Source organism: Microbacterium sp. GXF6406 (genome assembly GCF_054798215.1).
Genome location: NZ_JBSJZH010000016.1, coordinates 48,048 through 59,351 on the forward strand (window position 1 = coordinate 48,048; position 11,304 = coordinate 59,351).

Here is an 11,304-nt window from a genome sequence, read left to right on the forward strand (position 1 = left end):
GAGAGTGGGGTGCACACCCGGCGGAAGCTCAAATGAGTGGACGAGATCTGGATAGAGGGTCGAGAACGTCGTCCGACCCTCTATTCTGCCAGATCCCGACGCCAGGAGCGAAATGCACCGTCGGAACACGCCGACATCCGGGCCCGAGCGTGTCAGACTGGCCCCGTGACGCAAGACTTCGCCGAGTCAGACCGCTCGACCGTCGGCCTGGAGTGGGAGATCATGCTGGCCGACCCCGAAACGGGCGACCTCGTCGGGAGGGCCCCGCAGCTGCTCGCCGCCCTCGAGGACGAGAGCGCTGCGGAGCGGCACACCGTCACCGGGGAGCTGCTCACCAACACGATCGAGGTGACCAGTGGAATCGGCCGGGATGTGGCGCATGCGGTGGGAGACATCGCGCAGGCCATCTCCGCTGTGCGCGCGGCGACGGATCCGGCCGGCATCGAGCTGCTCTCCGCCGGCAGCCACCCGTTCGCGCAGTGGTTCGACCAACAGGTGACCGACAAGACGCGCTATCACCGGATGATCGAGCGCACCCAGTGGTGGGGGCGCAACATGATGATCTGGGGCATCCACGTGCACATCGGCATCGAGGATCGCGACAAGGTCTTCCCGATCATCAATGCGCTGGCCGGCTTCCTCCCCCATCTGCAGGCGCTTTCGGCGTCGAGCCCGTTCTGGGCGGGCGAGCGGACCGGGTACGCCTCGAACCGCGCACTCGTCTTCCAGCAGCTGCCGACCGCGGGGCTCCCGTGGATGCTGGAGTCGTGGTCGGACTTCGAGCGCTACCTCGACGACATGGTGCGCACCGGCGTCATGGCGGATTCCACCGAAGTGCGCTGGGACATCCGTCCGGCGCCGCGCTGGGGCACGATCGAGGTCCGCGCGTGCGATGGGCTGTCCACTCTCACCGAGCTCGCCTCGGTCGCCTCACTCGTGCAGGTGCTCGTCGAGCACTTCTCCCGCATGCTCGATGACGGACGGGAGCTGCCGACGATGCCCGCATGGTTCCACCGGGAGAACAAGTGGCGCGCCGCCCGGTACGGTCTCGACGCGACGATCATCACGGATGCCGCGGGCACGCAGCGCCGGGTGGGCGAGCACCTGCGCGAGACGCTCGACGCGCTCGAGCCGATCGCCGTCGACCTGGGGTGCGCCGCCGAGTTCGCCGGCATCGGCACGATCCTCGCGGATGGAGCGAGCTATCAGCGCCAGCTTCGCGTCGCCGAGGCGTCCGACGGCGACCTTCGTGCGGTCGTCCAGCACCTGATCCGGGAGTTCCGCACCGGTCCGGGAGCTCCGGTCGTCTGAGTCAGCCCTCGTCGACCCAGTCGAAGGTGCGCGTGACGGCCTTGTGCCAGCGGGCGAGACGCCGGTCGCGTTCGGCGTCGTCGATCGAAGCAGTCCAGCGCGCATCCTCGCGCCACATGCCGCGCAGCTCATCGCGGTCGTCCCACACGCCGACAGCGAGGCCCGCGGCGTAAGCGGCGCCCAGCGCGGTTGTCTCGATGACCGCGGGACGGATGACGGGCACTCCGAGGACGTCGGCCTGCAGCTGCATGAGCGTGTCGTTGCCGACCATGCCGCCGTCGACGCGCAGTTCTTCCAGGGAGACGCTCGTATCGGCGATGACAGCATCGAGCACCTCGCGGGTCTGGAAGGCGACCGCTTCCAGCGCGGCGCGGGCGATGTGACCCTTGTGGGCATATCGGGTGAGGCCGAGGATCGCGCCGCGGGCATCGGGGCGCCAGTAGGGTGCGAAGAGGCCGGAGAAGGCCGGGACGATGTAGACCCCGGCCGTGTCCTCCACGGTGAGGGCGAGCGTCTCGACCTCCGGGGCATCCGAGATCAGGCCGAGGTTGTCCCGCAACCACTGGATGAGGGAGCCTGTGACGGCGATGGACCCCTCCAGCGCGTAGCGCGGGGCCTCGTCTCCGATGCGATACGCGACCGTCGTGATGAGGCCGTTCTCGCTGTCGACGATCTCCTCGCCGGTGTTGACGATGAGGAAATTCCCCGTCCCGTAGGTGTTCTTCGACTCGCCTCGCTCGAAAGCGGCCTGACCGAAGGTCGCCGCCTGCTGATCTCCCAGGATCGATGCGATCGGCGTGCCCGCGAGCACCGTCTCCGACGCCTCGCCGTAGATCTCCGCGGACGAGCGGATCTCCGGCAGCATCGCACGCGGCACGCGGAACGCGTCGAGCAGGGAGTCGTCCCAGTCGAGCGTGCGCAGATCCATGAGGAGGGTGCGGCTGGCGTTGGTGACGTCGGTCGCGTGCACGCCGTCTTCCGTACCGCCCGTGAGGTTCCACAGGACCCAGGTGTCCGGTGTTCCGAAGAGCAGTTCTCCGCGCTCGGCCCGCTCGCGGGCGCCGTCGACCTCATCGAGGATCCAGGCGATCTTCGAGGCTGAGAAGTAGGTCGCGAGCGGCAGTCCGGTGATGCCGGCGAAGCGGCGCACTCCCCCGTCTTCGGCGAGGGCGTCTATGGTCGCCTGCGTGCGGGTGTCCTGCCAGACGATGGCGTTGCCGATCGGCTCACCTGTGTCGCGGTCCCAGACGATGACGGTCTCGCGCTGGTTCGTGATGCCGATGGCGGCGACCTCGGATGCGTTGATCCCCGCTTCCCGGACGGCCTCATCGATGACCGTGCGCACGTTGGCCATGATCTCCTGCGGGTCGTGCTCAACCCAGCCCGGCTGCGGGAAGATCTGCTCGTGCTCGCGCTGCCCGGTTGCAGTGATCTCGCCGGTCTCGTCGAAGACGATGGCGCGCGTGCTCGTGGTGCCCTGATCGATGGCGACGATGTGCATAGGTGTTCTCTCCAGCCGGGGACGGCGTTGTCTGCTCTGCAGTCCAGAGTAGAAGGTTTCCGAGGATCGGATCAGCCGCGCTGCACGAACGTGCACCCTCGTGCGGTCACGTCTCGATAAGCTGCTCGGCGAGGTCCTCATCGAGGACGAGGTCCGTGATGAGCTTGGCGGCGATCGCGCCGCGCAGGCTCGGCAGGCGCTGCACGCCGGACACCACGCAGATGCGTCGGGACACCCGGGACAGCGCGGTGAACGCCGGACCGGTCGCGCGCTTGTTCAGCTCGATATCGCGCCAGCTTCCGTCCTGACGATAGAACACGGTCGCCACGTCGCCGACGACCTTCTGCTCGCGCAGCGATCGGTAGTCGTCCCGGTCGAGGTAGCCGCCGATGTAGACCCGACTGGGGATCTCGGCGAGGGGCGAGCCGAGCCCGAACAACACGATATCGGCGTGCGACTGCAGCTCGAGGACCCGGCGGGTGCTGTGCTCGCGCCACATCGCCTCTTTCGTGCGCGGTTCGTCGAAGAACGCGGGAACGGGGAACTGCTGGATGCTGGCACCGAAGGCCTGCCCGAAACGCTGGAGGATCTCACTCGCGTAGTCGACGCCCGTCGTGAAGGTGTTTCCGGCGCCGTTGAGCTGGACCACGGTCGAGTTGTGCGTCTCCTTCTTCGGCAGATGGCGACTGATCGCGTCGAGCGTGGACCCCCAGGCGATGCCGAGCGTCATGTTGGAGTCGAAGTACAGCGGCAGCTGACGGGCGGCGCTCATCACGACCCGTTCGAAGCGTTCGACGTCGGAGAGGGCCTGCGGGGTCGGCACGACGTGCGCCGCGATGCCGTAACGCCGGCGGATCGCCTCCTCGAGACGCAGTTCCTGCCCCTGCGGGGGTGTTCACGCGGATCTCGACGAGGCCGGTCTCCCGAGCGCGGGCCAGAAGCCTCGATACGGACGAGCGCGAGGTCGACAGTTCGCGGGCGATGGCATCCATCGTCATGTCCTGCAGGTAGTACATCTGTGCGGCGCGCAGGGCCGCGATGGCCTGCGGATCGCCGTGGGGACGGTCGACCATGGATACTCCTTGCACATTCGTGCACTCGGCTTGCGCGCTTGTGCTGACCGGCTCAGGATATACCGTGTACGCCCAGCAAGGAGAGACGATGAGCGCCCCAGGCACCACCCCGGCAGAACGAGACAACGTGCGCGCCGCACGCGAGGGCGGACGCAGCACCGTCGTCATCATCGGCGCCGGGATCAACGGCATCTCGACGTTCCGCGACCTCGCGATGCAGGGGGTCGACGTCCTCCTCGTCGAGCGCGACGACTTCGCCTCCGGTGCGACCGCCGCCTCCAGCCACATGATCCACGGCGGTATCCGCTATCTCGAGAACGGCGAGTTCCGCCTCGTCAAGGAATCGGTCACCGAGCGCAATGGGCTGCTCAAGATCGCACCGCACTACGTCAAGCCCCTCGAGACCACGATTCCGATCTACTCCACGTTCTCCGGCATCCTGTCCGCTCCCCTGCGGTTCCTGACCCACAAGCAGGGAAAGCCCACCGAACGCGGTGCTTTCCTCATCAAGATCGGTCTGACGATCTACGACCTGTTCTCGCGCGACGGCGGCTCCGTGCCCCGTCACCGCTTCGTCGGGCGCAAGAAGGCCCTCGCAGACCTCCCCCGCCTCGATAAGAACATCAAGTACACGGCGACGTATTACGACGCATCCGTGCACGACCCCGAGCGTCTGGCCCTCGATGTGCTCCGCGACGGCGAAGCCGCGCATGCCGGCGCGCATGCGCTCAACTATGTCGAGGCGATCGGCATGGATGCTGAGGGTCTCCGCCTGCGGGACCGCGAGACCGGCGCCGGGTTCTCGGTGAAGGCCGATGTCGTCGTCAACGCCTCGGGCCCCTGGACCGACCTGACGAATCAGGCGATGGGCGCGGAGACGACGTTCATGGGCGGCACCAAGGGTTCGCACATCGTGCTCGACCATCCCGAGCTGCTGGAGGCCACCGCCGGCCGCGAGATCTTCTTCGAGCACTCCGATGGGCGCATCGTGCTCATCTACCCGCTGAAGGGCCGCGTCCTCGTCGGAACGACCGACATCGACGCCGATCCGAGTGTTCCCGCGCGATGCACCGAGGAGGAGGTCGATTACTTCTTCGACCTCATCAACCATGTCTTTCCGACGATCGCCGTGGACCGCTCGCAGATCGTCTACCGCTACTCGGGCATCCGTCCGCTACCCCACCACGATGACACCGCTCCCGGCTTCGTGTCGCGCGACTACCGCATCGAGCGTCGTGTCGACGGCGGCACCGCCGTGTTCAGCCTCGTCGGCGGGAAGTGGACGACATTCCGCGCCCTCGGCGAGAACCTCGCCGACCACGTGCTCAGCGAACTCGGCCGCCAGCGCCTGACCAGCACGGCCGGCGTCCGCATCGGCGGCGGAAACGGCTTCCCGCAGACCCCTCGCCGCAGGCTCGAGTGGCTGCGCGACAACGTCGGCGATGATGCTCGCGGGCAGGAACTCTTCACGCGTTACGGAACTCGCGCGGCGGATGTCGCCGCGTTCATCGCCGCAGGCGAGGATGCTCCTGTCGTCGGCGATGCGCTCTCCTCGCGGGAGCTGGCGTGGATGGTGGAGAACGAGCAGGTGGTGCACGTCGCAGACGTGATCTTCCGACGCACGAGCCTCGCTTTCACCGGCGATGTGAATGCTGCGGTCATCCGCTCGATCGCCGAGGAACTCGCCCCGTTGCTGGGCTGGGACTCGGCCCGCGTCGACAGAGAGATCGAGCAGACCGCCGAGCAGCTCCTCGACGCTCACGGCGTGGATGTCGGGGTCGAGGTCGCCACGGCCTGACGGCCGGAGAGAACGAAGAAGGCTCCCACCGATGGTGGGAGCCTTCTTCGTGTGCGTCAGTTGTTGCCGAAGAGCTTCTGGATCTCGGCGAGTTCCGCCTCGGTCGGAGCCTTCTGACCGCCGAGCCCGAACCCGGATCCGGTAGCCGCGCCGGGTGCGGGCAGACCGGCGTTCTCAGCGGCGCGCTTGGCCGGGTTGCCCGAGCGGGATGCGCCCTTGGCCTTGCCCTTCTTGTTGCCCCGCTTGGAGGATGCGCCGGGGCGTCCCATGCCGGGCATCGCACCCATGCCGGGGATGTTCGGGGTGCCGCCGCGGGCGACGGTCTTCATCATCTTCGCCGCCTGCTCGAAGCGCTGCACGAGCTGGTTCACGTCGGTGACGGTCATGCCGGAGCCCTTGGCGATGCGCAGGCGGCGCGAGCCGTTGAGCACCTTGGGGTTGCGGCGCTCACCGGGAGTCATCGAGCGGATGATCGCCTCGGTGCGGTCGATCTCGCGCTCGTCGAAGTCGTCGAGCTGCTGCTTCATCTGGCCCATGCCCGGGAGCATCCCGAGCATCTTCTTCATCGAGCCCATCTTCTTCATCTGCTGAAGCTGGTCGAGGAAGTCCTCGAGGGTGAAGGCCTCGTTCGCGAGCTTCTCGGCGACCTTCATCGCCTCTTCCTCGTCGAAGGCCTGCTGGGCCTGCTCGATGAGGGTGAGGATGTCGCCGAGGTCGAGGATGCGGCTCGCCATGCGGTCGGGGTAGAACGGCTCGAGGTCGTCGAGGTTCTCACCCGTGGAGGCGAAGATGATCGGGCGGCCGGTGACCGATGCCACCGACAGCGCAGCGCCACCACGTGCATCGCCGTCGAGCTTGGAGAGGACGACGCCGGTGAAATCGACGCCTTCCTGGAAGGCCTTGGCCGTGTTCACTGCGTCCTGACCGATCATCGCGTCGATCACGAACAGCACCTCGTCGGGGTCGACTGCGGCGCGGATATCGGATGCCTGCTTCATGAGCTCGGCGTCGACGCCCAACCGTCCGGCGGTGTCGATGATGACGACGTCGTGCTGATGGCGACGGGCATGCTCGACGCCCTCGCGCGACACCTTCACGGGATCACCGATGCCGTTACCGGGTTCGGGTGCGTAGATCGTGGCTCCGGCCTGCTCGGCGACGACCTGGAGCTGGTTGACGGCGTTGGGACGCTGGAGGTCAGCGGCCACGAGGAGCGGCGTGTGGCCGTCCTTCTCGAGCTGCTTCGCGAGCTTTCCCGCGAACGTCGTCTTACCGGAGCCCTGAAGGCCGGCAAGCATGATGACGGTCGGCGGGGTCTTGGCGAACTCCAGGCGGCGCTGCTCACCGCCCAGGATGCCGACGAGCTCCTCGTTGACGATCTGCACGACCTGCTGGGCCGGGTTCAGCGCCTTGTTGACCTCGTCGCCCAGCGCGCGCTCGCGCACATTCGCGGTGAAGTCCTTGACGACCGCGAGAGCGACGTCGGCGTCGAGCAGGGCGCGACGGATCTCGCGGACCGTGCCGTCGACATCGGCGGCGGTCAGCTTGCCCTTCGTGCGAAGGTTGCGGAACGTATCGGTGAGGCGTTCGGAGAGCGTGCCAAAAGTAGCCATGGTGCTTCTGATTCTACGCGAGCGGGAGACACTCTCCGAGCCTCGGCATCACTTCGCCCAGGGCAGGTCGTGAACACCGGCGAACGCCTCGCGCAGAAGCACTTCCGGAGCACTGCTGCCGGCGCCGCGCTCGGCCCACACGCGCAACGCGGAGAGGACGGCGGCCGCGTAGGCCGCGCCGAGGATATCGGCCGTTATCTCGCCGATTCCGCTGCGGCGCGCGGCATCCGCAATCGCCGCCGACAGGCGCGCGTGACGCACTCCGCGATCTCGAACGAGCTCGTCTTCGAGCCCCATCGCGGCCGCGTTGCGCAGCGCCAGCGCGAGCGGATCGGGCGCGAAGCCGTGCACGATGCCCTCCAGCGCCGTGCGAACGGCACGACCTCCCACATCCGAGGCCATCCCCTCGAGGGATTCGACGGCCCTGCTGATACGGGCGTCGAGGCCGGACCAGAGCACGTCGCTCTTGGATGAGAAGTAGTTGAAGAAGCTCGAGCGGCTGACGCCCGCGCGCTGCGTGATCTCGGCGACCGAGGTGTTCTCGTACCCCTGCTCGAGGAACAGCTCACAGGCGGCCTCGGCGAGCGTCGCGCGGGAGGAGGCGCGGGGGCGCCCGGCACGGGGTGGTGAGGTCACCCCTTCACCGTATCGTGCGTCGCCGGAGGCGTCGGAGATGTATTGTTGGACGCAATTCAACAACTGCCGGAAGGTGATCATGCTCGACATCCTGACCCCGGGTCTCGCCCCGGATCTCGTGCCCTATGCCGATGGATGGGCTCTGCAGCGCAGCATCCACCACGACGTCGTCGACGGCACCCGCCCCGACACACTGATCCTCCTCGAGCACGAGGCCGTCTACACTGCAGGCAAGCGCACGGAAGCTCACGAGCGCCCCCAGGACGGCACACCCGTCATCGACGTGGACCGCGGCGGCAAGATCACCTGGCACGGTCCCGGGCAACTCGTCGGCTACCCGATCGTGCGCCTGCAAGAGCCCATGGATGTCGTCGCGCATGTGCGCCGCCTCGAGCGCGTGCTGATCGATGTGCTCAGACCTCTCGGCGTCGACGGCTACCAGGTCGACGGCCGCAGCGGCGTCTGGGTGCGCCGTCCTCTCAGCGAGGACAAGATCGCCGCCATCGGCGTGCGTGTGCAGAACGGCGTGACGATGCACGGCTTCGCGATCAACTGCGACAACACGCTCGCCGGCTTCCGCGGCATCATCCCCTGCGGCATCACGGATGCCGGGGTCACGACGATCAGCGAGGTGATCGGTCGCACCGTCTCCCCCGCCGACATCGCGGATGCCGTCACCACGGCCTTCGTCGATGAGTACTCGGCGGTGACCGTATGAGTGCCGCAGCCCCCGAGGGGCGCAAGCTCCTCCGACTCGAGATCCGCAACTCCGAGACGCCCATCGAGCGCAAGCCCGAATGGATCAAGACCAAGGCGAAGATGGGCCCCGAGTACACGGCGCTGCAGAAGCTCGTGAAGGGCGAGGATCTGCACACCGTGTGCCAGGAGGCCGGATGTCCGAACATCTTCGAGTGCTGGGAGGACAAGGAGGCCACTTTCCTCATCGGCGGCTCCCAGTGCACCAGGCGGTGCGACTTCTGCCAGATCGATACCGGTAAACCCGATGCGTATGACACGGACGAACCGCGCCGCGTCGCCGAGAGCGTGCAGCGCATGGGCCTGCGCTACGCCACCGTCACCAGCGTGGCCCGCGATGACCTGCCCGACACCGGAGCCTGGCTCAACGCCGAGACGGTCCGGCGCATCCATGCCCTGAACCCGAACACCGGCGTCGAACTGCTCGCGAACGAGCACAACGCCGACCCGGCGTTCCTCGGGCAGATCTTCGATGCACGCCCCGAGGTGTTCGCGCACAACGTCGAGACGGTGCCGAGGGTGTTCAAGCGCATCCGTCCGGCATTCACCTACGATCGCTCGCTCAGCGTCATCACGCAGGGCCACGATGCCGGACTCATCACGAAGTCGAATCTCATCCTCGGCATGGGCGAAGAACCCGAAGAGGTCGTGCAGGCGCTGCACGACCTGCACGATGCCGGGTGCGACATCATCACGATCACGCAATATCTGAGGCCCTCGCCCCGCCATCTTCCCGTGTCACGGTGGGTGAAGCCCGCGGAGTTCGTCGAGTTCAAGGAGGAAGCCGAGAGGATCGGTTTCCTCGGCGTTCTCGCCGGTCCCCTGGTGCGTTCTTCGTACCGGGCCGGACGCCTCTGGGCGCAGTCGATGGTCTCGAAGGGTCGGGAGATCCCGCCGCACCTCGCGCACATCGCCGCCAGCGCCGACCTCGGATTCGCCCAGGCCGTGTGAGCGTCGGGCGGGCTCAGTCCGCGCTCATGACCGACTGCACAGTGCCATCGGAGGCGAGGTTCACCAGCAGAACATCGTCGGTCTCATCAGCGTCGAGCGCGTATTCGAGCACCGCGAAGGGCTCTGACCCGCCGTGCTCGTCGGCAAGGAGCGTCATGCTCATCAGACGCAGCGAACGGATGATGTCGACGGCGGCGTCACCGCTGACGTCGATGAGGACATCGGGGAGGTCGTCGCCGTACGTCTCCTGCTGCTGCAGGATGTACTCGGTGACCTCGCTGGTGCGGTCATCGACTTCGGACAGCATGCCGCGGCGCGCTACAGCATCCACGTTCTCGAGGCCCGCGATGAGACCGGCGGCGATGTCGAGCGCCTGCACCGAGACGTCGTCCTGATCGGGCGCGGTCAGATCGACGGTCACCGCCTGGTCGCCCAGGTCGACCGTCTCGCTCCAGAAGATCGATCCATCGGGCCCGGAGGACAGGAGCCCGAAGTAGTCGTGTTCGATCGCCATAACGCTATGAAACCAGTCCGTTCACTGACCGACAAGGGATGCCACGAAAGCGTGGGGGGTGAAACCGGTGAGGTCGTCGATGCCCTCACCCTGGCCGAGGAGCTTGACCGGGATGCCGGTGCGCTCCTGGACCGCGAGGACGAAGCCGCCCTTGGCGGAGCCGTCGAGCTTCGTGAGCACGAGACCCGTGACGCCCGCGTGCTCGAGGAACGCCTCGGCCTGCATCACACCGTTCTGCCCGGTCGTGGCATCCAGGACCAGGAGGACCTCGCTGATGGGGGCCTGCTTCTCGACGACGCGGCGGATCTTGGTGAGCTCGTCCATGAGCCCGCCCTTGGTGTGCAAGCGTCCTGCGGTGTCGATGATCGCGATCTCGATACCCTCGCGCTTGGCGTAGTCGATGGTCTGGAAGGCGACGGATGCCGGGTCCTGACCCTGCTGCTGGGGGCGCACGATCGCTGCTCCCCCGCGCTGAGCCCAGGTCGCGAGCTGCTCGACGGCGGCCGCGCGGAACGTGTCGGCCGCGCCCACGACGACACTTCGCTGGTAGCCGCGCAGGAACTTCGTGAACTTGCCGATCGTCGTGGTCTTGCCGACGCCGTTGACGCCCACGACGAGCACGACGGCGGGACGCTCGGTGAGCTTGAGCGTCGTGTCGAACTTCGCGAAGTGCTCCTCGAGCGTCTCGCGGAGCATCCGCTGCAGGTCCTTCGGATCGGTCGTGCGGTACTTCGCGACCTTCTCACGCAGCTCATCGATGATGCGCTCGGATATGTCGGGGCCGAAGTCGGCCGTGATCAGCGCGGTCTCCAGGTCCTCCCACGTCGTCTCATCGATCGTGGGCTTGACGAACATGCCGCGCAGCGCGCGACCGAGGGACCAGGACTTCTCCACCATGACTCCAGCCTAGGCGGTGCGGGAAGGTTGCCCAGCGGCGGGCGTCCGGAAAACCGGCTCTTCGTAATTGAAGGTGTAGTCGGGGTGCGCGCGGCGATTGGTGGATAGGGGTCGAGGTCTTCCAGGATGGAAGTTCCTACGCTGTCCACCGGAAAGACCTCGACGTGTTCCACGCTACCTTTGCCGCGCCCGATCTGACCACCTTCTGTCGCCTTGACGAGCTCGGCCTGCAAGCTGTCGGGCAGCGCCTGGAG

9 protein-coding genes and 1 pseudogene are annotated in these 11,304 nt (G+C 67.1%); 4 read left to right on the forward strand and 6 right to left on the reverse strand.

Annotated features, from left to right (window positions below; all coding sequences use genetic code 11):
* Nucleotides 1-165: 165 nt before the first annotated feature.
* Entirely contained in the window at nt 166-1,311 is a 1,146-nt protein-coding gene (locus tag ACWAUG_RS10095) for a glutamate--cysteine ligase (RefSeq protein ID WP_298039352.1), read from the forward strand.
* Between the two features lies 1 nt (nt 1,312).
* Here ACWAUG_RS10095 and glpK read toward each other — a convergent pair whose 3' ends face one another.
* Nucleotides 1,313-2,812 (reverse strand): glycerol kinase GlpK, encoded by a 1,500-nt coding sequence (gene glpK / locus ACWAUG_RS10100; protein WP_460802329.1) that lies wholly within the window; start codon nt 2,810-2,812, stop codon nt 1,313-1,315.
* Nucleotides 2,813-2,918: 106 nt separating this feature from the next.
* Nucleotides 2,919-3,885: pseudogene (locus tag ACWAUG_RS10105) on the reverse strand (sugar-binding transcriptional regulator).
* An 88-nt stretch (nt 3,886-3,973) separates the two neighbouring features.
* Here ACWAUG_RS10105 and ACWAUG_RS10110 point away from each other — a divergent pair.
* Entirely contained in the window at nt 3,974-5,683 is a 1,710-nt protein-coding gene (locus tag ACWAUG_RS10110) for a glycerol-3-phosphate dehydrogenase/oxidase (RefSeq protein ID WP_298039344.1), read from the forward strand.
* Nucleotides 5,684-5,739: 56 nt separating this feature from the next.
* On the opposite strand, the gene ffh is transcribed toward ACWAUG_RS10110, so the two are convergent.
* The gene (ffh, locus tag ACWAUG_RS10115; protein ID WP_460802330.1) at nt 5,740-7,296 is read right to left on the reverse strand and encodes a signal recognition particle protein; all 1,557 of its coding nucleotides are present in this window, start codon (nt 7,294-7,296) and stop codon (nt 5,740-5,742) included.
* Nucleotides 7,297-7,344: 48 nt separating this feature from the next.
* Nucleotides 7,345-7,932, reverse strand: a complete 588-nt coding sequence (locus tag ACWAUG_RS10120) for a TetR/AcrR family transcriptional regulator (RefSeq protein WP_460802331.1) — start codon at nt 7,930-7,932, stop codon at nt 7,345-7,347.
* Nucleotides 7,933-8,011: 79 nt separating this feature from the next.
* Between ACWAUG_RS10120 and lipB the strand changes: the two genes are divergently transcribed.
* A complete protein-coding gene (gene lipB / locus ACWAUG_RS10125) occupies nt 8,012-8,650 on the forward strand; it encodes a lipoyl(octanoyl) transferase LipB (protein WP_460802332.1) in 639 nt (212 codons plus the stop codon).
* Entirely contained in the window at nt 8,647-9,639 is a 993-nt protein-coding gene (gene lipA / locus ACWAUG_RS10130; protein ID WP_460802333.1) for a lipoyl synthase, read from the forward strand. The genes lipB and lipA overlap by 4 nt, the downstream gene beginning before the upstream one ends.
* A 13-nt stretch (nt 9,640-9,652) precedes the next feature.
* Here the strand turns inward: lipA and ACWAUG_RS10135 are convergent, their stop codons facing one another.
* Together ACWAUG_RS10135 and ftsY are read right to left on the reverse strand one after the other, a co-directional pair.
* Nucleotides 9,653-10,153: a DUF2004 domain-containing protein gene (locus ACWAUG_RS10135; RefSeq protein ID WP_298041434.1), complete on the reverse strand. Its 501-nt coding sequence runs from the start codon at nt 10,151-10,153 to the stop codon at nt 9,653-9,655.
* A 21-nt stretch (nt 10,154-10,174) separates the two neighbouring features.
* Entirely contained in the window at nt 10,175-11,050 is an 876-nt protein-coding gene (gene ftsY, locus ACWAUG_RS10140) for a signal recognition particle-docking protein FtsY (RefSeq protein WP_460802334.1), read from the reverse strand.
* Between the last annotated feature and the right edge of the window lie 254 nt (nt 11,051-11,304).